The organism is Amycolatopsis sp. H20-H5 (assembly GCF_035828755.1).
Classification (GTDB): domain Bacteria; phylum Actinomycetota; class Actinomycetes; order Mycobacteriales; family Pseudonocardiaceae; genus Amycolatopsis.
Window position 1 is genome coordinate 37,544 of record NZ_JAYMZS010000012.1, and the last position, 22,353, is coordinate 59,896.

Consider the following 22,353-nt stretch of genomic DNA (forward strand, 5'->3'; position numbering starts at 1 on the left):
CTCGTGTCGGACGGCGCCCGGAGTCAGCCTGACTCGTCGGCCGTCGCCGACTTGACCACCGTGCTCACCTACGCCGAACTCGACGCGCGCGCCGACGCCGTCGCCGCGGCGCTGTACGCCCGCGGTGTCCGCCTCGGCGACCGTGTGCTGCTCTGGGCCCAGAAGACCGTCGACCTGGTCGCGATCATGCAGGGGGTGTTGCGGATCGGCGCAGTCTACGTGCCGGTCGGACCGTCGAACCCGCCCCACCGGGTGCGGCGGGTCATCGACGACTGCCGGCCGGTCCTGGTGGTCGCCGACCGGGACCTCGCCACCGAAGTCTGGGTGGCCGGACCGGCCGAGCTTTGCGAACGCCGCGGCGATCCGTCGCCGCCGGCGGTGGCCGTCACCCCCGACGGCCCCGTTTACATCCTCTACACGTCCGGTTCGACCGGCGTGCCCAAAGGCGTGGTCCTTTCTGACCGCAACGCGATGGCTTTCGTGGAGTGGGCGACCGCTACCGTCGGTGTGCGGGGTGACGACCGCTTGGCCAACCACGCTTCGTTCAACTTCGACCTGTCGGTGTTCGACCTTTACGCCGCGTTCCGGGCGCGCGCGAGTGTCCACCTGATCCCGGAAACGCTGGCGCAGGTCGCTCCGCTGCTGGTCGAGTTCGTGCTCGAACGCGAGATCACCGTCTGGTACTCGGTGCCGTCCGTGCTGATGCAGATGATCGAGTCGGGCGGCTTGCTCGACCGGGGCCCAGCCGGATTGCGGGCCTGCGTCTTCGCCGGCGAGCCGTTCCCGCTCGGGGCTGTGCAGCGGCTGCGTGCCGCCTGGCCGTCCGTGGCGATGTTCAACTGGTACGGACCAACCGAAACCAACGTCTGCACCTCCTACGAGGTCACCCGGTCGGACCTGCGGCGAGCTGACCCGCTGCCCATCGGCCGCGCCTGCTGCGGTGACACGGTCGCGCTCGCCGGCGACGACGAAATCGTCGTCACCGGCCCCACCGTGATGCTGGGCTACTGGGGGCGCGAGCCACACCGCGGGCCCTATCGCACCGGCGATCTCGGCCGGTTCGATGCCACCGGCAACTTGCACTACTCGGGCCGGCGTGACGACCTGGCGAAGGTGCGCGGCCACCGCGTCGAGCCCGGCGAGGTCGAAGCCGCGTTGTCGCTGCACGACGACGTCGAACGAGTCGTGGTCCTCGTGGTCGGCGACGGGCCTGATGCGCGGCTTCACGCGGCGGTTCGCCCTCGCGGCGGGAGCCGGCCCGATCTCGCCGGGCTGCGCCGGCACTGCGCAGAACTGCTGCCTCGCTCCATGCTCATCGACGCCGTCCATCTCGTTGATCAGCTGCCGCTCAACGGGAACGGGAAAGTCGACAGGCGTGGGTTGGCTCGCGACCTGCTTCTTGCTTCTACCACCGGAGGTGTCGGATGACGACCGAATTGCGGCAAAGCTGGGAGGCCTATTGGGGCGAAGTCGCTCAAGCGGGCGAAACGGCGCTCTTCGATTCGCCGTCGGCCACGGCGGCCGCGGTTCACCTGCGGCGCTGTATGCCCCATGTCGACCCCGCTCTTCCGATCATCGATCTCGGTTGCGGCAGCGGACGGCAGACCGTGCGGCTCGCCGAGTCGTTCACCCGCGTGATCGGTGTCGACATCGCCGAGCCCGCTTTGGCGATCGCCCGGCGCGACAACGCCGCCGCCAATGTCGAATACCGGCAGGTCGATCTCCTCGAGGACGCCGCGGTCGCGGCCTTGGCCACCGAATTGGGCGAGGTGAACGTTTACGTCCGGAGTGTGCTGCACCAGCTGTCATCGGACCAGCAGCAACGGGTGCTGCGTGGTGTCGCCGTGCTCCTCGGGCACCGCGGTGTCCTCATCGTCCACGAGCTGACCACGCTGACCCGCTGGGTGATCCGGTCGTTCATCGAATCCGAAGAGGCCGCGCCGGTGAAGTTCGCGCGGCTGCAACGCCACTTCGGCATGAGTGCTGCGACTCTGCAAGACGAGGATCGGCAGCTCGACGTCCTCCTGACCCGCCACGGCCTGCACGTCATCGAGTCGGGCGACGACACGCTGCAGACCACCCAGCTCGACGCTGACGGCGCACCCATCGAACTGCCCACCGCCTGGGCGCTGGCCCGCAACCCGCTCAGCTGAACCGACGACCGCCGACAACCGAACCGTCTGGAGTAGAAGCATGTCTGCTAGCACCGAGGAATTCACCAAGATCCGCGACCGGATCATGGCCTTTGTCCGCGACGAGCTGGCCGGTACCACCGAGCGTGACCGGGTGACGGCGACGACCCCGCTCCTGGAGGCCGGGATTCTCGACTCCTTGGGCACCACGCAACTGATCACCTGGCTTCGTGTCGAGATGGGGGTGAAGGTGCCGCCGATGGAGATGACCGGGAAGAACTTCCGGGACGTGGACCGCATCACCGACCTCGTCGTCGCCCTGCGCGCCACCGTCTGACCAGGTCACCAAGTTCAGGAGGAGGGAATACCGACGATGACCAGTACCCATACAGTGACAGGCCGTGACATCGACTTCGACGTCGTGGTGATCGGCGGCGGGCCGGCCGGCTCGACCGCGGCGTCCTACCTGGCCAAAGCCGGACTGTCCGTGGCCGTGTTCGAGAGCGAGGTCTTCCCGCGCGAGCACGTGGGTGAGTCGCTGGTGCCGGCGACCACGCCGGTCCTGCTCGAGATCGGGGCGATGGACAAGATCGAGGCGGCTGGGTTCCCCCGCAAGTACGGTGCGGCCTGGACGGCGGCCAACGAAGGCGGGATCGACCCACTCGGGTTCCGCGTGAGCGAACACGGTTTCGGCACCGCCGACGTGTTGTTCGGCGAGCGCCCCCAGCCCGGCGTCGACCGCGAGTACACCTTCCACGTCGATCGCGGCCGGTTCGACCTCATCCTGCTCAAGCACGCCGAGAGCCTCGGTGCGAAGGTGTTCTCCGGCGTCCGAGTGGGCGGAGTCGACTTCACCGAGCAGGACCGGCCGGTCGTCGAGGTCGGGATGGGGCCGGCGCGGACCACGGTCCGCGCTCGCATGGTCGTCGACGCCAGCGGCCGTTCGACGTTGCTCGCGCGTCAGCTCAAGGTCAAGGTGCCCGACCCGGATTTCAACCAGTACGCCGTGCACACCTGGTTCGAGGGCCTCGACCGGACCGCGCTCACCGACAGCGACCACCAGGCCGACTACATTTTCGTCCACTTCCTCCCGCTGGAGGACACCTGGGTCTGGCAGATCCCGATCAGCGACACCGTCACCTCTGTCGGCGTCGTCACCCAGAAGTCCCGTTTCAAGGAGGCCAAGGATGACCTCGAAGGGTTTTTCTGGAACTCCGTGGCGAGTAGGCCATTGTTGCTCGAGGCGCTCAAGCGGACCAAGCGGCTGCGTCCGTTCAAGGCCGAGGGCGACTACAGCTACGGCATGCGCAAGGTCGCCGACGACTCGATGCTCCTGGTCGGAGACGCTGCCCGGTTCGTCGACCCGATCTTTTCCAGCGGTGTGTCGGTGGCGATGAACAGCGCTCGTCTCGCCTGCACCGACATCATCGCGGCCGCCGAGACCGGCGACTTCCGCGCGCACCGGTTCGACACCTACGTTGGAAAACTCCGGCGTGGGGTGTCCAACTGGTACGAGTTCATTTCGATCTACTACCGGCTGAACATCCTGTTCACCGCGTTCGTGCAAGACCCGCGGTACCGGCTGGACGTGCTCAAGCTGTTGCAGGGGGACGTTTACGACGACGAAGAACCCAAGGCGCTGGTCGCGATGCGCGAGTTTCTCGCGGCGGTCGAAAACGACCCCACGCACTTGTGGCACGACAAGCTGGGCAACCTGCGCGTCTCCCAGGAGTCGAAGTGCCTGTTCTGAGCGGCGTGCGCTGGTGACCGAAGCCGCGGGGCATGTTCGCCTCCTGCTGGCGGTGACGGTGGTGATCCTGGGGGTCCAGGCGCTGGGCTGGCTGTTCAACCGCCTGCGCCAGCCGCGCGTACTGGGTGAACTCGTCGCCGGCATCCTGCTCGGACCGAGCCTGCTCGGACTCATCGCACCCGTGGTCCAGAGTTACGTTTTCCCGGAACAGGTCGTCGAGCAGATGAACAGCATCGCTCAGCTCGGGCTCGTCCTGTTCGTCATGCTCGTCGGCCTGGAAGTCGACCTGACCGGCCTTCGCGGCAGTGGCCGCACGGTGTTCCTGGTCGCCAACGCCTCGGTGGTGGTGCCGTTCGGTCTCGCTTTCGCGTTCGCGCTGATTATCCATCCGACTTTCGGCGGCGGCGCCGGCTCCGTTGAATTCGCGGTCTTCCTGGGCGCCAGCATGGCGGTGACGGCCTTACCTGTGCTCGCGCGCATCCTGCAGGACGTCGGACTCGAAAAGACCCGTATCGGACGCATCAGTCTGCTCTGCGCCGCACTCAACGACGTCATGGCCTGGCTGCTCGTCGGTGTCGCCACCGTGCTGGCCGGGGCCGGACAACCGGCGGGCATCGTGCGGACCTCCCTGTTGACGGCCGGATTCGCACTGGTCATGGCGTTCGTGGTGGCGCCCTTGCTGAAACGGTGGGCGCGACCACCCTGGTGGACCGTGCTGGTGATCACCGCTTTCTGCGCGTGGATCAGTGCGCAGATCGGCGTCCATGCGATCATCGGAGCGTTTGTCGCCGGCCTCGTGATGCCCCGAAGCCACGTGTGGCGAGACGGAGTGCGCAGCAGGCTGGAGTTTGTGGTGACGGCGTTGCTCATGCCGTTGTTCTTCGCCGTCGTCGGCTTGACCACGCGGATGGGGGAGCTGACCACGGGAGGCTGGCTTGTCGCGTTCGCGGCGATCATGGTCGCGTCGCTGGGTAAGTTCGGGGGGTCGCTGGCCGCGGCCCGGCTGGCCGGTGAGAGCTGGCGTGACGGCACCGCTCTCGGGGTACTGATGAACACCCGTGGCGTGACGGAGATCGTCGTACTGACCATCGGCCGGAACCTGGGCATCATCACGGACACCGTTTATACGATCATGGTCGTGATGACGCTGGTCACCACACTCATTGCCGCCCCCGTGCTGGCCTTGCTCGGCAAATCGCGCGCCCGCTTGCCGAAATGCCCGGAAGTCGGCGACGCGGAACGGGTGCCGTGATCTCCGCCCGCTCCCTCCTTTGTTTTTCGCTTCCCAAGTAGCTAGCGCGTTAAATCTGCATGTTGCGCTCGGTGGCGATTCAGAATTTTCCGAACGACGTCTCATGATTAGTAAGTGATTTGTTGACTCGCGCCAATGGGTCGGATTAAGTACTTCCCATTGCCACCTATCAACCTTTAGCGCGAAGCGGGAGTTCCCATGCGTGTTTCGAAAGACGACCGCGATCCGGCCGTGCCGGTCGTCGCCGTCTCGCCGCTCGCGTGGCCATCGGCACGCGGGGTCGCGGCTGCCGCGCGCGGCGGTGGGCTCGGCGTGCTCGACCTGACCGGCACGGGCGACGCGGCCGCGGACGAGCTCATGCTGCTGTCGGAATGGGCGATCCCGGCATTCGGAGTCCGGGTCAAGCGCCTGCCTGCGGGCTCGGAACTCCCCAAAGCCGCTGACACGGTCCTCCTGACCGAAGACTCGCCGCACACGGCGCAGGATTTCCCGGGACGACAGGTGTTAGTCGAGGTTACTAGTCGCGCGTCGGCCGCGCGGGCAAGCGACGGCGGCGCCCACGGCCTGATTGCTCGTGGTCACGAGAGCGGCGGCCGCGCGGGTGAACTGAGCACTTTCGTTTTTCTCCAAGCGTTGCTGGCCGAGCAGGCGCTCCCGGTGTGGGCCGCGGGCGGGATCGGCCCGCACACCGCGGCGGCCGCGGTCGCGGGCGGTGCCGCCGGCGTCGTCGTCGACACTCAGCTCGCCCTTTTGCCGGAGTCGGAACTGCCGTCGGCGCTCACCACGGCGGTCACCGGCCTGGACGGCTCGGAAACCGTGTTCGTCGACGGCGTCCGTGTGTTGTCCCGCCGCGGCGGGACAACGTCCACCCCAATCGAGGCCGGCCAGGACGTCTTCCTCGCCACCCGGTTCCTGGCGCGCTGGGGCACGGTCACGGCGGCGGTGCGCGGTCTCCGCGACGCCATCGGCGACGCGCTGCGCCTGGACATCCCGGTGCTCGGCCCGGCCACTGCGGGCAGCCGTGCGTTTGGCACCGCGTTGCCGGTGGTGCAGGGACCGATGACCCGCGTGAGCGACCAAGCCGCGTTCGCCGCCGAGGTTGCCGCGGGCGGGGCGCTGCCGTTCATCGCCCTCGCGCTGTCCGGCCCTGGGCAAACCCGCGAAGTCTTGGAGCGGACGCGCGAAGCGGTCGGCGGCGCGCCTTGGGGCGTCGGCGTGCTCGGCTTCGCCCCTGACGACGTCAAAGCCGCGCAGCTTGAGGTGATCCGCGAACTGCGGCCCACCCACGCGATCATCGCCGGTGGCCGCCCGGCCCAGGCGGCGGCGCTGGAAGCCGTCGGCATCGCCACCTTCCTGCACGTGCCTTCGCCCGGACTGCTGAAGCAGTTCCTTGAAGCTGGTGCCCGCAAGTTCGTCTTCGAAGGCTCCGAGTGCGGCGGTCACGTCGGCCCGCGCACCAGCTTCGCGCTCTGGGAGGCCCAGCTCGGCGTCCTCGGCGACTTCGTCACCACCACCCCGGAGGCCGCGACGGCGCTGCAGATCCTATTCGCGGGCGGGATCCACGACGAGCGCTCGGCCGCGATGGTCGCCGCCCTCGCCGCGCCAGTCGCCGCGCGCGGTGCCGCCATCGGCGTGCTGATGGGCACCGCCTACCTCTTCACCCACGAGGCCGTCGACGCCGGGGCCGTGCTGCCGCTGTTCCAGCGGCAGCTGCTCGAAGCCCGGCACACCGACCTGCTCGAAACCGCGCCCGGACATGCCACCCGCTGCGTCCGCAGCCCGTTCACCACGGAGTACGCGACGCTCAAGGCGGACCTCGCTGAGCAGGGTGTGCCGAGCCGTGACGCCTGGGAGCAGCTGGAAACCCTCAACGTAGGCAGACTTCGTTTGGCCAGTAAGGGCATTGAGCGCGTCGGCGCTGGCCTGCGCGAGGTCAGCGAGGACCGGCAGCTTGCCCAAGGCATGTTCATGGCGGGTGAGGTCGCCGTGCTGCGCTCAGCCGTCACCACGATCGCCGAGTTGCACACCGCTGTCGGCGAAGGCGCGAACGCCTTCCTGCGCGAGCGGGCCGCGGCGTTCGGCGCCACGAAACCGGAGCCTCCCGCACCCGAGCCCTTGGCCATCGCGATCGTCGGGATGGCCTGCATGTTCCCGCAGGCCCCGAACCTGGCCGCGTTCTGGGCGAACGTCCTGGCCAACGCGGACGCGGTCACCGAGGTGCCGCCGCAGCGCTGGGACACGTCCCTCTACTACGACCCCGAGGGCCGGGGCGAGAAGACACCGTCGCGCTGGGGCGGGTTCCTGCCCGAGATCGGCTTCGACCCGCTGAGCTATGGCATCCCGCCGTCATCACTGGCCAGCATCGAGCCGGTGCAACTGCTCGCCCTCGAAGCCGCGCACCGCGCGCTCGCCGACGCGGGTTACGCCGACCGCACGTTCGACCGGACGCGTACGTCGGTCGTGTTCGGCGCCGAAGCGGGCAGCGACCTGTCCACCGCTATGAGCCTGCGGACCGTGCTGCCGTCCTATACGAGCGAACTGCCGCCCGCGCTCGACGAGCGGTTGCCTCGGATCACCGAAGACTCGTTCCCGGGCGTGCTCGCCAACGTGATCGCGGGCCGGATCGCCAACCGGCTCGACCTGGGCGGCGCGAACTACACCGTCGACGCGGCCTGCGCGTCGTCACTGACCGCAGTCGACGTCGCCTGTAAGGAACTGACTGCCGGCACCAGCGACCTTGTCCTGTGCGGAGGCGCGGACCTGCACAACGGCATCAACGACTACCTGCTGTTCGCTTCGGCGCACGCCCTTTCCCCGACTGGGCGCTCAGCGACGTTCGACAGCGCGGCCGACGGCATCGCGCTCGGCGAAGGTGTCGCGTGCGTCGCGCTGAAGCGGCTTGCCGACGCCGAACGCGACGGTGACCGCGTGTACGCCGTGATCAAGGGCGTCGGCGCGGCTTCGGACGGGCGGGCGCTCGGCCTGACGGCGCCCCGGCCCGAAGGCCAGCAGAACGCGCTGACCCGCGCCTACCAGAACGCCGACATCTCGCCGGCGCAGGTCGGGCTGGTCGAGGCGCACGGCACCGGGACCTTCGTCGGCGACCGGACCGAACTCGGCACGCTGACCAAGGTGTTCACCGAGGCAGGGGCGGCGCCGGGCGGCTGCACGATCGGCTCCGTGAAGTCTCAGATCGGCCACACCAAGTGCGCCTCGGGACTCGCCGGGTTGATCAAGACCGCGCTCGCCCTGCACACTGGCGTCAAGCCGCCGACCCTGCACGTGAAAACGCCGAACCCCGCGTGGGATCCGGAGCGGAGCCCGTTCGTGTTCCAGTCGGCGCCGCAGCCGTGGGCCGCGCCGCCCTCCGAACGGATCGCCGGCGTCAGCGCGTTCGGCTTCGGGGGCACCAACTTCCACGTCGTGCTCGGCGCGCACGACGGCGTGCCGCCCGCCCAGGTCGGCGACGAGTGGCCTGCCGAACTGTTCACCTTCGCCACGGACGCGGCGGTCCGCGATCTGCTCGCGCTCGCCGAGGACGTTCCCACCGGGAAACAGTCTTGGCGCCTGCGGGACCTCGCGCTGAGCGCCTCCCGTCGTGCTGAAGCCACCGGGCGGATCCGGACCGCCGTCGTCGCGTCCACCGTGGAGGAACTCACCGGGCTGTTGCGCCAGGCGCTGTCCGGCCAGGACGCATCCGGCGTGTATCGCGCGGACACCGAGGACCCGGGCGCCGTCGCGGTGCTGTTCCCCGGCCAGGGCAGCCAGCGGCCAGGCATGTTCGCCGACCTGTTCGTCACCTTCCCCGAACTGCAGCGCTACTTGCGGCTCGACCCTGCCACCGCGGACGCCGTGTTCAGCCCGGCTGTGTTCGGCGAGCCCGCACGGCAGGCCGCGGCCGACCGCGTCACCGACACCCGCGTCGCGCAGCCTGCGCTCGGTCTCGCGGGGCTAGCCGCGTTCCGGCTGCTGACGCGCGCTGGAGTGCGGCCGGCGATGGTCGGCGGGCACAGCTACGGCGAGTTGACCGCGCTGGCCGCGGCCGGTGCGCTCACCCCCGAAGCCCTGCTGCACGCCAGCCACGCCCGGGCCGAAGCGATCCTCGACGCGATCCCGTCGTCGGACCCGGGGGCCATGGCCGCGGTCTCGGCGTCGGCCGCCGACGTCGGCGAGGTCATCGCCGGACTGGGCACAGTCGTGCTGGCGAACCACAACTCGCCCGACCAGACGGTCATCTCCGGGCCGACCGCCGACATCGAGACGGCGGTCGGGCTGCTGCGCGCCGCCGGGTTCGGCGCGAAGCGGATCATGGTGGCCTGCGCGTTCCACAGCCCGCTGGTCGCGGCCGCAGGGGAGACTTTCGGCCGGGCCCTCGCCGCGATCGCCGTGGCGCGGCCGAACGTCCCGGTGTACGGCAACCGCACCGCGGCGCCGTATCCGGACGACGTCCGCGGCGAACTGGCCGCGCAGATCGGTTCGCCGGTCCGGTTCGTTGAGCAGGTCGAAGCGATGTACGCCGCGGGCGCGCGCGTGTTCGTCGAGGCCGGTCCAGGCACGATCCTGGCGAAGCAGGTCACGGCGATCCTCGGCGACCGTCCACACCGGATGGTCGGGTTCGAGCAGGGGGGCCGCCGCGGTGTGCCGGGTTTCCTGGCGGCGCTGGCACAGGTGGCGGTGTCAGGTGTCGCGGTGGAGACCGGCTGGCTGTTCCGCGGTCGCGACGCCGTCGACGCGGCTTCCGTCCCGCGGCCGAAGCGTCCCGGGTGGACGGTGGACGGTCACCTTCTCCGCACCGCGGATGGCACGATCCCGGCGGGCGCTCTCCGCCCCGCGGAACGTCTCCCGCAGGTGCTTGCTTCACCGGCGACGGCCACTCCGGACGCGATGGTGGCGGACTTTCTGCACACGAGCCGCGAAATGATCGCGGCCCAGCGAGACGTACTGCTGGGCTACTTCGGCACGGAGGCACCGGCGACGGCGGCTCCGCTCGTCAAGGCGATCCCGGCGCCGATTCCCGTTCCCGTCGTGGCCCCTGTGCTGGTGTCCGAGCGGCCCGTGCTGGACATGGTCATCGAGGTGATTGGCGAGCGGACCGGATATCCAGTCGACATGATCGAGCCGGAGCTGGATCTCGAGGCCGATCTGAGTGTGGATTCGATCAAGCGTGCCGAGATCGCGGGGGAACTGGCGACCCGGCTGGGACTTCCGGCCAGTGCAGACGTGGAGGTGTTCGCCAGAGCCCAGACGGCGGCCACCATCGCCGAGCTGATCGAGGCCCAACGCCCGAAGGCGGCCTTAGTCGCGTCTGACGCACCGACGGCCCCGGACCGGTCGGTGCTCGAGATCATCATCGACGTGATCGGGGACCGGACCGGCTATCCCGCGGACATGATCGAGCCCGACCTCGATCTCGAAGCCGACCTGAGCATCGACTCGATCAAGCGCGCCGAAATCGCCGGGGAACTCGTCACGCGCCTGAACCTCGATCCGGCCGACGGCGTCGAAGCACTCGCCAAGGCCCCGACCGCCGCCGCGATGGCCCGGCTGCTCGACGGGCCCGGCGAACAGCCGCGAGCCGAGCGAGCGACGGAGCCCGAGCCCGTCATCGTCGCGCCGAAACGTCTGGTCATGACCGAGTTCGACCTCTCGCCCGCCGTGGCCCCCGATGTCACCGGCCAGAAGTTCCTTCTGCTTGGCTCCGGCCCGCTGGCCGACGCCGTCCAGACCCTCCTGACCGAACTGGGCGCGATCGCCGAGATCGCCGATGACGTCCGAGCCGGGTTCGACGGCATGCTCGACTTCCCGGACGACGACTCGCCGCTGCCCGCCGCCTTCCCCCGCTACCGCGACGCCCTCGCCGGCAACCCGACCTGGCTGCTGACCGCGGGCCCCGGCGAAGGACTCCGCGGCTTCTACCGCAGCGTCTCCCGCGAGTATCCCGACATGATCGCCAGGGTCGTCGAGCATCCACCGGGCGCCGCGGTCGCCGCCCAAGCGGCCGCGCTGGTCGCCGAGTTGTCCACTGTGGACCGCGAGCCCGTCGTGCTCCGGGACGGAGGGAAGCGACGCGGCCTCCGGCTGACGGAACAGGGTCTGGGGCTGCTCGGCAGCAGCGGCGCGGGTCCGGCGGGGGACGGCACCGCCGAGGCCACCGCGGCCGGGCTGGACCGCGACTCGGTCGTTCTGCTCGTCGGCGGGGCCAAGGGCATCACCGCCCGGTTCGCCGCGACGCTCGCCGCCGCGTCCCATTGCCGCCTCGAACTCGTCGGCCGGACGCTCGTACCGTCCACAGAGGACGATCACCCGCAGGCGAAAGACGCCAAGGACCTCCGTGCCGCATTGATTGCGAGCGGGCTGAAGCGCCCCGCCGAGATCGAGCGCGCCGTGCGCCGCGTCCTTGGCGAACGCGAAGTCCGCGGGACGCTGGAACGGCTCGAAAAGCTCGGCAGCCCGGTGCGCTATCAGTCGGTCGACATGCTCGACGCCGAGGCCGTGCACCGCGCGGTCAAGGAGATCTACGCCGAGCACGGCAGGCTCGACGGCATCGTGTACGCGGCCGGTGTCATCGAGGACAAGCTCGTCGCCGAAAAAACGCCGGAGTCGTTCGCCCGCGTCTATGGGACCAAAGTGGATGGTGCGCGGACGCTGCTGGAAGCTACCGCCGACCTGCCCGACGAGCCGAAGTTCGTCGTACTGTTCGGCAGCATCGCCGCGGCCCTCGGCAACCGCGGCCAGTCCGACTACGCCGCCGCCAACGACGCCCTCGAATCCCTTGGCCGCCGCTGGCCCGCCGGGCGCGCGGTGACTGTCCACTGGGGACCCTGGGCACCCACCGGGACCAACGACGGCATGGTCACCCCCGAACTGATGCGCGACTATGCCCGCCGTGGCATCGAGCTCATCGACCCGGAGGAAGGCACCCTCGGCCTGTTGCGCGAGCTGGCTTGGGGCCGCCTGGACACCCACGCCGTCATCTACACTGCTTCGGGCTGGTGACGCCGGTGTCGTCGCCTGGACCTGTCGCGATCGTCGGGATGTCGGTGCTCCTGCCCGCCGCGCCGGACCTGGACACGTACTGGCGCAACCTCGTCGGCGGCGTCGACGCGATCTCCGAGGTGCCACCGGGGAAGTGGGACGGCGCGCACTACGCACCGGACGCCGAACGGCGCGCCGACCGGATCTACTGCCGACGCGGCGGGTTCGTCGACGACCTGGCCGAGGTGGACGTCACCGGGTTCGGGATCATGCCGAACTCAGTGCCCGCCACCGAACCTGATCAGCTGATCGCGCTGCACGTCGCGGCCAAGGCACTCGCCGACGCGGGCGGCCCGGACCGGCTGCCCGCCGACCGCGCCCGGGTCGGCGTCATCCTCGGTCGCGGCGGCTATCTCACGCCGGGCCTGGTCCGGCTCGACCAGCGCGTCCGCACCGCGACCCAGCTCGTGCGTACTCTCGGCGAACTTATGCCGGAACTGGACTTCGCGCGCCTCGAAGCCGTGCGGCAGGCCTTCACCGACCAGCTCGGTCCCGAGGCACCTGAGTCCGCCATCGGGCTCGTCCCCAACCTGGCCGCGTCCCGGCTGGCCAACCGCCTTGATCTGCGTGGCCCAGCGTACACAGTGGACGCCGCGTGCGCGTCGTCGCTGATCGCGGTCGACCACGCCGTGCGGGAACTGGACTCGGGCCGGTGCGACGTCGTGCTCGCCGGGGGAGTGCACCACTGCCACGACATCACGTTCTGGAGTGTGTTCACCCAGCTCGGGGCGCTGTCGCCGTCCGAGCGCATCCGGCCGTTCCACCGCGACGCCGACGGCGTCCTGATCGGCGAGGGCACCGGCGTCGTCGTGCTCAAACGGCTCGCCGACGCCCAGCGGGACGGCGACCGCGTCTACGCGGTGGTCACCGGCACCGGCGTCGCCTCCGACGGGCGGACCGCCAGCCTGGCCAGCCCGGACTCCGGCGGCCAGGTCCGGGCCGTCCGCCAGGCGTGGGCCGCGGCGGGCCTGGATCCGGCCGCCCCGGACTCGCTCGGCCTGCTCGAAGCGCACGGCACCGCGACCCCAGCCGGGGACGCCGCCGAGCTCGCCACCCTCGCCGAAGTGTTCGGCCAGGAGGGCAGCGCGGTGCTCGGCTCGGTGAAGTCGATGATCGGGCACACGATGCCCGCGGCCGGTGTGGCCGGGCTGGTCAAGGCCGCGCTGGCGGTCTACCACGGCGTGCTGCTGCCGACGTTGCACTGCGACGACCCGCACCCCGCATTGGAGAAGACCCGTTTCTCGACTGTGGACACCGCCCGGCCGTGGGACGCACCGGTGCGCCGCGCCGGGGTCAACGCGTTCGGGTTCGGCGGGATCAACGCCCACGTCGTCGTCGAGCAGGCGCCGGACCGCGCCGCCCCGGTCCGCGTGCACGAGGCCGAACGCGTGCTGCGGCTCGCGGCACCGACCGCCGAGGCGCTGCGGGAGGTACTTTCCGGATCGGATCGCGCGGTGCTCACCGCCCCGGCAGGCACCGGGCCGGTGCGACTCGGCATCGTCGACCCGACCGAGAAACGCCTGGCGCTGGCCCGCACGGCCGTCGGTCGCGGTCGTCCGTGGCGCGGTCGCAACGACGTCTGGTTCGTCGATCGCCCATTGCTCGGTCCCGGCGGTGGCAAACTCGCTTTCGTCTTCCCCGGGTTGGAAGCCGAGTTGAGCCTGAACTGCGGCGACGTAGCCCGCCACTTCGGCCTGCCGTGGAGCCACTCCGATGCCGCGGTCGGCGACGTCGGCCGCCAGGGCGCCGCGGTCTTCGAACTGGGGCGGCTCCTGGAAGCCGCTCTGCGCCGGTTGGGCGTGGTGCCGGACGCCCTTGCCGGTCACAGCCTCGGCGAATGGACGGCCATGGCCGCGGCCGGGATGTACGCCCCGGCCGAGATCGACGCCTTCCTCGCCGGATTCGATCCGGACAGCCTGGTCGTGCCGGGCGTTGCCTTCGCGGTGATCGGCGCGCCCGCGCCCCAGGTGCACGCCGAGCTGAACGGGCGCGCGGACGTCGTGCTCTCCCACGACAACTCGCCGAACCAGGCGATGATCTGCGGCGCCGCCGTGGCCGTCGAAGCGCTCGTGACACATTTCCGGGAAGCCGGGATCGTCGCCCAGGTCCTGCCGTTCCGCTCCGGCTTCCACACCCCGATGCTGCGGCCCTACCTCGGCCCGATTCGCGAGGCCGCCGAGCGGTTCACCTTGCATCAGCCACGGCTCCCCGTCTGGTCGGCGACGACGGTATCGGAGTATCCGGCGACCGAAGCCGAGGTCCGTGAGCTGTTCGTGCGGCACCTTCTGGAGCCGGTGCGGTTCCGCTTGCTAGCGGAGGCGCTGCACACGGCCGGGTTCCGGGCGTTCGTGCAGGTCGGGGCCGGTCAGCTCGGCTCGCTCATCAGCGACACCCTGCACGGGAAAGACCACCTCGTCGTCGCGGCGCACTCGCCGCACCGGCCCGGTCTCGCCCAGCTGCTGCGGGTCGTGACCGCGCTGTGGGCCGACGGCGCGACCGTCGACGGCATGGCGCTGCCAGGTCAGACCAGGGCGGCGCTCCGGAAGGCGGTCAAGCTCGACCTCGGCGGCCATGTCATCTCCCTCGACGATCGGACCCGCGCGCAGGTCGGGGCTCGGTTGCGGCCCGCCCAGGGATCCACTGTGGACGTCGTGGCCGGAAAGGGTTCGCTCGGAGCCGAGTTCGCCGCACTGCTCCAGGACACCGCGGACCTGGCGTCCACTGTGCTCGGTGGCCGGGCCGAGGTGCCGCGCCGACTGCCACCGCCCGTCGAGCTGAACACCACTTTGGCCGTCTCCGTCGACGCGATGCCCTACCTGCTCGACCACTGCTTCTTCAAGCAGCCGCCGCAAGCCGACCCGGGCGACCGGTGGCCCGTCGTACCGGCCACCACGGTGATCGACCACCTGATGGGTTTCGCCGAGCAGGCCGCGCCGGGCCGGGCCGCCGTCGCGGTGCACGACGTCCGGTTCAACCAGTGGATCACCGCGATCCCGGCGGTCACCGTGCCGGTGCGTGTCGTGCCTCGAGGCGATGGCGTGCTCGCCTCGCTCGGCAGCTATTCCCAGGCCGTCGTCGAGTTGGCCGCGGCCTACCCGGCGGACGCTCCCGCGCCTTGGCGCTTCCCGGCATCGGCCGAGGAGGTGCCCGAGACCAAGGCGGCCGAACTGTACGACGACCGCTGGATGTTCCACGGCCCGTGCTTTCAGGGCGTCACCGAGCTGACCGCCGTCGGCGAACGCCACGTCCGCGCCGTGCTCACCACCCCGGCCGCGCCCGGCGCGCTGCTCGACAACGTCGGCCAGGTGCTGGGTTACTGGATCATGGCGCGGCTGCGCGAACGCACCACCGTGTTTCCGGTCGCCATGCGTGAGATCCGGTTCCACGGTCCGCACCCGGCGCCGGGGGAGCGGCTGGAATGCCTGGTCAAGATCACCTCCCTGACCGGCGAGTTCCTCGACGCCGACATGCAGCTCGTCCACAAGGGACAGGTCTGGGCCGAGTTCACCGGCTGGCGCGACCGCCGGTTCGACAGTAACCCGGAGATCCGCCAGGCCGACCGGACGCCCGAACGCTCAACGCTGTCGAAGGAACAGCCTGGGGGCTGGGCCCTGGTGCACGAGCAGTGGCCCGACCTCGCCACCCGGGAGCTGATCATGCGCAACTACCTCGCCGGCCCGGAACGCGACGTTTACGGCGCCCGCCCGCCGCGCGGGCGCCGCCAATGGCTGCTCGGCCGGATCGCCGCGAAGGACGCCGTCCGCCAGTTCCTCTGGGCTCGCGGCGAACCCGAGATGTTCCCGGCCGAACTGCGCATCGGCAACGACGACGCTGGTCGCCCGCTCGCGACCGGCGCGTACGGCCGAGAGCTGCCGCCGCTGACGATCTCCGTCGCGCACCGCGCCGAGATCGGCGTGGCGATCGCGCGGTTCGGCCTGTGCGGCATCGACGTCGAAGAGGTCGCGCCCCGCACTGAGTCCACTGTGGACGCGGCTTTCGGAACGGCCGAACGAGCCCTCTTCGAGGCCCAGGACGGTGATCCGGAACTCTGGTTTGCCCGGTTCTGGACCGCGAAGGAAGCCGTCGCGAAACTGCGCGGAACCGGGCTGCTTGGCGAGCCCCGGGACTTCGAGGTCGTCACGGCCGCCCCTGACGAGCTGACCGTCCGGGTGGCAGGGCGAGACCACCACGTCCGCTGCACCGGGACCGCGAACCTGCCGAGCGCACTGCCGCGCCGGTACGTCGTGGCCTGGACCGAGGAGACGAAGGAGACTACGAGATGAGCATCGAGACTACGGCTACAGATGAGGCGGCCGTCCTCGCCCGGCTCGGCGCGATGCTGCGCGAGCTGCTCGAAGAGTACGGCCTCGACGACGCCGAAATCACCATGGACACGATGTTCCACGACGACCTCGAACTGGAGAGCGTCGACCTGGTGGCGCTGTCCGGGCAGCTGCGCGAGCACTACGGCGACCGCGTCAACTTCGCGACGTTCATCGCCGAGCGCGACCTCGATGAGATCATCGCCCTGACCGTCGGGGAGCTCGTGTGGTACATCGTCGCCTCACTGCGGGCACGGCCGTGAGCCGGATCCGGGCCGGTGAGCTGGACGTGCACGTCCAGCGGCTGACACCCGAGGTGCCGCTCGACGGCGACGCGCCGATCGTGGTGTGCGTCCATGGCCTGCTCACCGACAGCCTCGCCAGCTACTACTTCACCCTGGGACCGGCGTTCGCCGAACGCGGACTCGACGTGCTGATGTACGACCTGCGGGGGCACGGCCGCACGACCCGCCCCGAGAGCGGTTACCGTCTCGAAGCGTTCATCGACGACCTGGTCACGGTGCTCGACACGCTGGAGATCACCCGGCCGGTGCACGTCATCGGCAACTCGTTCGGCGGCTCGGTGGCCTTCGGACTGGCTGCCGCGCGGCCCGACCGCGTGGCCAGCGTCATCGCGATCGAGGCCGAACCGCCCACCGCCGAGTGGAAACAACGCATGGACACTGGCTTCGCGGTTGCCCACGACACCCTCGGCCGGGATGGAATCTACGATCAGATCAAGGAAGACCACGGTGCGCACACGGCCCGGTTGATCAAGTTGGGTAACCGCATCCTGCGGACGACCACGATCGCCGACGACATCCTGAGCAGTACCACCATCAGCACCGATCTCTCCACGCTGCGCTGTCCGGTGTTCGCGATCTACGGTGATGAATCAGGCATGGCACCCCAGGCGCAGTATCTGCACGATCACTTGGCCGACTGCCGCACCGTCGTGCTGGCTGACCAAGGGCACTCTGTCCTCGTCGAGCGGACCGCGGAGACCATCGAGCTGATCTTCGAGTGGGTCCGCGATACGTCGCGTCTCGCCGCCCAGGTGCGGTAGTGGCCCGGTTCCTGTTCGTCGTCCCGCCGCTGGTCGGGCACGTCAACCCGGCCGCCGGGGTGGCCGCGGAGCTCATGGCGCGCGGTCACGAGATCGCCTGGGCCGGGCACGACGAGCTGCTATGGCACCTGGCGGGCCCGGACGCGCTCGTGTTTTCCTGCGCCCTGCCGCCGGACGCGCCGCAGCGGCCGCCCGAGCTGAAGGGGCCAGCCGCGCTGCGGTTCCTCTGGCAGGACTTCCTCGTCCCACTGGCCGAGGCGATGGCGCCCGGCGCCGCCTCGGCGATCGACGCGTTCCGGCCGCACGTGGTCGTCGCCGACCAGCAGGCCCTCGCCGGCGGCCTGCTCGCCGACGCCCGTGGCCTGCCGTGGGTGACCTCCGCGACGACGTCGGCCGAACTGGTCGACCCCCTCGCCGGGATGCCGAAGGTCGCGGCTTGGGTGGCCGGGCTCCTGGACGGGCTGCGCGCGCGAATCGACGGCGGCCCGGCGGACCCCCGGTTCTCGCCGTTCGGTGTACTCGCCTTCACCACCCGCGAATTGGTCGGTGCGGCCGTGTTGCCCCCGAACGTCCGGCTGGTCGGGCCGTCCACCACCGGCCGTCCGTCCACAACGGAGTTCCCGTGGGAGTGGCTCGAGCCGCCGCGGCCCACGGTGCTCGTTTCGCTCGGCACCGCGAACACCGACGCGGGCGCGGTATTCCTGACGGCCACTGCGGACGCGTTCGCCGGCCGCGAAGCCCGAGCCATCCTCGTCGATCCCGGTGGAGTGCTCGGGGCTGTTCCCCCGAACGTCCTGGTGCGCCCGCGCGTTCCGCAACTGCCGCTGCTCGCGCGCGTCGACGCTGTCCTGTGCCACGCGGGGCACAACACCGTCTGCGAGACGCTCTGGCACGGCCTGCCGCTGGTGGTGGCGCCGATTCGCGACGACCAGCCGATCGTGGCCGCCCAAGTGGTCGCGGCGGGCGCGGGTGTCCGCCTGCGGTTCGGCCGCGCGGACGCGGACCGTATCGGCGCGGCCGTCGACGAGGTGCTGACCGAGCCGTCGTACCGCATGGCCGCAGAGACCCTCTCAGCGTCGTTCCGCGCCGCTGGCGGGAGCCTCGCCGCGGCGACGTACCTGGAACAGTGGGCCCTGCACGGCAGTCACGCTTCGGATCGAGCGCACTAGTCGTCGAAAGTGCGTCGACAGGTCCGTTGCACAGCGCTCAACTCGCCAGCTCTTGTCGGCGACGCTTCGGTGACTTCATCGGGAATACGGCCTCGCTCGGAGATGCGATGGCCGTTGGCTTTGCCCAGGAACGGACCCTTTTGTTGTAAACCGCGACTCGCGGTCTTAGTGGTTGGTTTCGGAGGTTCTTCGGGGGTCTTGGTGATTTTCGTGTGTCCGAGTGTGGGACTCGTCCCCGTGAATGTGGAACTCGCACGCCTGAGTGTGGGACTCGCCGCACGGCGCGCAGTTCCTCCGCGAGTCCCACACCCAGGGAGCCGAGTCCCACACTCGAGCGAAACACCCGCCGGTTCGCCGTCCGGCCTCGATGTAGCGAGCGAACCCGGGACGCAGTGCCTGGGCGTTACCGTCGGAAAGATCGATCTGGTATGTGACACCGTCCAGTGCGAACAGCACGGTCTGAGTCGCCTCGCTGCCGTCAAGATCATCAACGATCTCAAACTGGTTTTTCCGCGCCATGGAACAGTGGCCCTTCATCGAATCAGAGCGGTGGCTATTTAGTTTCATCGGGCATGAAGTGTCGCGCGATAGTATCCGCTGGCCTCCGGGTACGCGCAACCTCGCCCGTTCAAATTTTTTTGACGTGATCAAGATGAGCCCTGCAGCGGCCTCACGTTCTGTGACCAGTGGGCATACGAGCTGGCCTTCAGTAGCCCATTTGATGGTTTTACCTGAGCTGTCCGGCCTATTACTTTGTGGTTTGCGGCTGCTAAGAAGCCCCGCTGATGAAGGTATTCTGTGTCACGGCAGAAGGTGGATCCTTCTGTACTGAATCCTGCGGAAATCCATCCGAAAATTTCGAGATTTCTTCACGTCTACTGGACAGCGTGTTGCGACTGCCGACACGCTGGTTGTGTTGACAGTTCGGAGAACTGGCCGAAGTTGCTTGGGCACGCGGAATATTTAAGGAGGTGCTGGCAATTTTTGCGCACAGCACTGTTTACATGGTGGAGACCTTCGAGCGATTGTTCCCTACGCAAGGCTGGGCGCTCGTCAATCTGAGCTACAACAGCAAGGATCCGTTTGCGCTAAGCCTGGTGATCGGCGGTCCGACCAGTCCTTTGCGGTGGCTTTTCAGTCGTGAACTACTTGACGAAGGAATGCGCTCGGAGGCTGGCAGGGGTGATGTTCGCATCGCTCCGACAGATGATCGACGGTGGATCAACTTCGAACTGGGTGGAAGCAGTGGAACTACGTTGCTCCGTGGGCAGATGTTCGTGGTCACCGATTTTCTTTACCGAACACATGCACTAGTACCCGCAGGTGAAGAATGCCGCTGGATCGACCTGGATCACGAGGTGGCAAAATTGACGTGACGAATCGAATTCGCCTTCGATGTCTGATGGAGTGTTCGGTCACGGATCACTTATCGCAAATATGGAGGCGCGAATGAAAAGAGTCGAGGCTTGCGCGCGAGCTAATGCTGATCGTTTTACTCCTCTCGTGAGAGGCGACGATCGGCGCCTGGCTGGTTACACTCCAATGATTGTCGAGTTCGGAACCTTTGTCATCAGTACGGTCGTTGGTCCGGCTGTGACGCCGAGAAGTTGAAGGGTGGTGCACTCCGTCAGATCTTAATGAGAGGCGTCCGCACTGCCGCCAACTTGAAAGCGGGTTAAGGTGACTGGACAGCCCGGCCTGTTCAGTGCGGTCATGGTGTCATGCACGACAACATGACACCCCGCCGCCGGCGCTTCGTCAACCCTCGGTCTAATATGACCTATGCCACAGTTCCGCAAATTGCAATTGTGGCATAGGTCATATTATTTGTATTCCTGATCATGTTAATCGAGTCGTCAAGTAAAGGTTCTTTACTGATGTTTTTAGGGTCACACGAGAACATCTTGCAATTCCTTGCCTCTGACGGTAGTGCAACTATTTCGGATCTGGTAAATCGATAGTTGGTTATCTGCATGAAGAAGTTCGTTTTATTGCGCAGGTCGGCAAGCTGTTTTTTCCTTGACTGATGGTGAGTAGCGGTCCACTCTGATTGAGAACTTGGAACTGTGCAGGTGCTGCCAAAAGCCGTCTGCGCACCAGATTCCGCGCATCACTGTTACGTGTCATCGGACCGAGGAGAGAACATGGACGCGCCTGTGGTCGTCGCCGGTGGGGGTCCGGCGGGCCTCATGCTGGCAGGCGAACTGCGCCTGACCGGAGTCGATGTCATCGTGCTCGAACGCCTGCCCCAGCGCACCGGTGAGTCGCGGGGGCTCGGCTTCACGGCCAGGAGCATGGAAGTATTCGACCAACGCGGGCTGCTGAGCCGTTTCGGTGAGATCGAAACCAGTGCCCAAGGTCATTTCGGCGGAGTTCCCGTCGATTTCGGCCTGCTCGACGGTGCGCACCAAGCCGCCAAGACCATTCCGCAGTCGGTGACTGAATCCGTGCTCGAGGGCTGGGTCGGTGAGCTCGGAGCTGACATTCGCCGGGGGCACGAACTGGTGGATGTTCGAGACCTCGGCGATGGTGTGGAAATCACTGTGCGTGGTCCATCGAGTACTTATGTCCTGCGAGCCGATTGGCTGGTGGGTTGTGACGGCGGCCGAAGTACCGTGCGCAAGCTGGCGGGGTTCGACTTTCCGGGTACGGCTGCATCCCGGGAAATGTTCCTGGCCGACTTGCGGGGCGTTGACTTGGAGCCCCGGATGATCGGTGAGACCTTGCCGGGCGGGATGGTGATGGTCGGACCGTTGCCTGGCGGGATCACTCGCATCATTGTCTGCGAGCGGGACGCGCCGCCGCGGCGCCGGACCGAAGCGCCGCCGTTCCACGAAGTGGCCGACGCCTGGAAGCGCATCACCGGGATTGACATCTCACATGCCGAGCCGGTTTGGACGAGCGCGTTCGGCGATGCCACCCGCCAGGTTACGGAGTACCGCCGTGGCCGGATCTTGCTCGTCGGCGACGCGGCGCACATCCACCTGCCCGCCGGCGGGCAGGGCATGAACGTGAGCATCCAGGATTCGGTGAACCTCGGCTGGAAACTGGCCGCGGTAGTACGCGGCTCGGCGCCGGTCGGCCTGCTGGACAGTTACCACGACGAACGGCACCGGGTCGGGGCGCGGTTGCTGATGAACACCCGGGCGCAAGGGCTGCTCTTCCTCAATGGCGAGGACATGCAACCCCTGCGCGAGCTGGTAGCGGAGCTCAGCGGATTCCCGGATGTCGCCCGGCACCTGGCCGGGATGGTGAGTGGCCTGGAGATTCGGTACGACGTCGGTGGCGGCAGCCACCCGCTCCTGGGACGGCGCCTGCCTCGGATGGACCTGGATCGGAACGGCCGCGGGGTATCCACCGCCGAACTGCTGCACCCCGGGCGCGGTGTCCTGCTGGACCTTGCCGGTAACCCGGTGCTCCACGACCGGGCGGCAGCGTGGATCGATCGGATCGATGTCGTGACCGCGCGCCTGGCGAAGGGACCGCTGCCGACCACCATCACTACTACCGCGGTTCTGCTTCGCCCGGATGGTTATGTCGCTTGGGCGGCGCCGGGAACGCACGGGGACTTGCCGATGGCCCTGGAACGCTGGTTCGGCCCGGCGAAGCTTTAGCGGAAAGGAGAAG

At 68.6% G+C, this 22,353-nt stretch carries 12 protein-coding genes and 1 pseudogene; 12 read left to right on the forward strand and 1 reads right to left on the reverse strand.

All coding sequences use genetic code 11. The features are described 5' to 3' along the window. Positions 1–3 precede the first annotated feature (3 nt). From QMK34_RS09425 to QMK34_RS09470, 10 genes are all read left to right on the forward strand, one after another. Positions 4–1,428, forward strand: coding sequence for an AMP-binding protein (locus QMK34_RS09425; RefSeq protein ID WP_326413394.1), 1,425 nt, complete (start codon positions 4–6; stop codon positions 1,426–1,428). After that, the gene (locus tag QMK34_RS09430; RefSeq protein ID WP_326413318.1) at positions 1,425–2,153 is read left to right on the forward strand and encodes a class I SAM-dependent methyltransferase; all 729 of its coding nucleotides are present in this window, start codon (positions 1,425–1,427) and stop codon (positions 2,151–2,153) included. The genes QMK34_RS09425 and QMK34_RS09430 overlap by 4 nt, the downstream gene beginning before the upstream one ends. A gap of 40 nt (positions 2,154–2,193) precedes the next feature. Further along, a complete protein-coding gene (locus QMK34_RS09435) occupies positions 2,194–2,469 on the forward strand; it encodes an acyl carrier protein (protein WP_326413319.1) in 276 nt (91 codons plus the stop codon). 36 nt (positions 2,470–2,505) lie between these two features. Then, positions 2,506–3,882 carry an NAD(P)/FAD-dependent oxidoreductase gene (locus QMK34_RS09440; RefSeq protein ID WP_326413320.1) on the forward strand — a complete coding sequence of 459 codons (1,377 nt, stop codon included), beginning with the start codon at positions 2,506–2,508 and terminating at the stop codon, positions 3,880–3,882. Positions 3,883–3,895: 13 nt separating this feature from the next. Then, a complete protein-coding gene (locus tag QMK34_RS09445) occupies positions 3,896–5,134 on the forward strand; it encodes a cation:proton antiporter domain-containing protein (RefSeq protein WP_326413321.1) in 1,239 nt (412 codons plus the stop codon). Between the two features lie 198 nt (positions 5,135–5,332). Further along, the gene (locus QMK34_RS09450) at positions 5,333–12,130 is read left to right on the forward strand and encodes an SDR family NAD(P)-dependent oxidoreductase (protein ID WP_326413322.1); all 6,798 of its coding nucleotides are present in this window, start codon (positions 5,333–5,335) and stop codon (positions 12,128–12,130) included. Positions 12,131–12,135: 5 nt separating this feature from the next. After that, the gene (locus tag QMK34_RS09455) at positions 12,136–16,452 is read left to right on the forward strand and encodes a beta-ketoacyl synthase N-terminal-like domain-containing protein (RefSeq protein WP_326413323.1); all 4,317 of its coding nucleotides are present in this window, start codon (positions 12,136–12,138) and stop codon (positions 16,450–16,452) included. Then, positions 16,449–16,754, forward strand: coding sequence for an acyl carrier protein (locus QMK34_RS09460; protein ID WP_326413324.1), 306 nt, complete (start codon positions 16,449–16,451; stop codon positions 16,752–16,754). The genes QMK34_RS09455 and QMK34_RS09460 overlap by 4 nt, the downstream gene beginning before the upstream one ends. Continuing rightward, entirely contained in the window at positions 16,718–17,557 is an 840-nt protein-coding gene (locus QMK34_RS09465; protein ID WP_442785122.1) for an alpha/beta fold hydrolase, read from the forward strand. The genes QMK34_RS09460 and QMK34_RS09465 overlap by 37 nt, the downstream gene beginning before the upstream one ends. Further along, complete coding sequence (locus QMK34_RS09470) at positions 17,557–18,726, forward strand: glycosyltransferase (protein ID WP_326413325.1); 1,170 nt, start codon at positions 17,557–17,559, stop codon at positions 18,724–18,726. Before QMK34_RS09465 ends, QMK34_RS09470 begins: the two co-directional genes overlap by 1 nt. A 327-nt stretch (positions 18,727–19,053) precedes the next feature. On the opposite strand, the pseudogene QMK34_RS09475 reads toward QMK34_RS09470, so the two are convergent. After that, positions 19,054–19,245: pseudogene (locus QMK34_RS09475) on the reverse strand (histone-like nucleoid-structuring protein Lsr2); the annotation flags it as partial. 452 nt (positions 19,246–19,697) lie between these two features. Between QMK34_RS09475 and QMK34_RS09480 the strand changes: the two are divergent. Next, complete coding sequence (locus tag QMK34_RS09480; protein ID WP_326413326.1) at positions 19,698–20,102, forward strand: SsgA family sporulation/cell division regulator; 405 nt, start codon at positions 19,698–19,700, stop codon at positions 20,100–20,102. A 780-nt stretch (positions 20,103–20,882) separates the two neighbouring features. Further along, positions 20,883–22,340 (forward strand): FAD-dependent monooxygenase, encoded by a 1,458-nt coding sequence (locus tag QMK34_RS09485; protein ID WP_326413327.1) that lies wholly within the window; start codon positions 20,883–20,885, stop codon positions 22,338–22,340. Positions 22,341–22,353 lie beyond the last annotated feature (13 nt).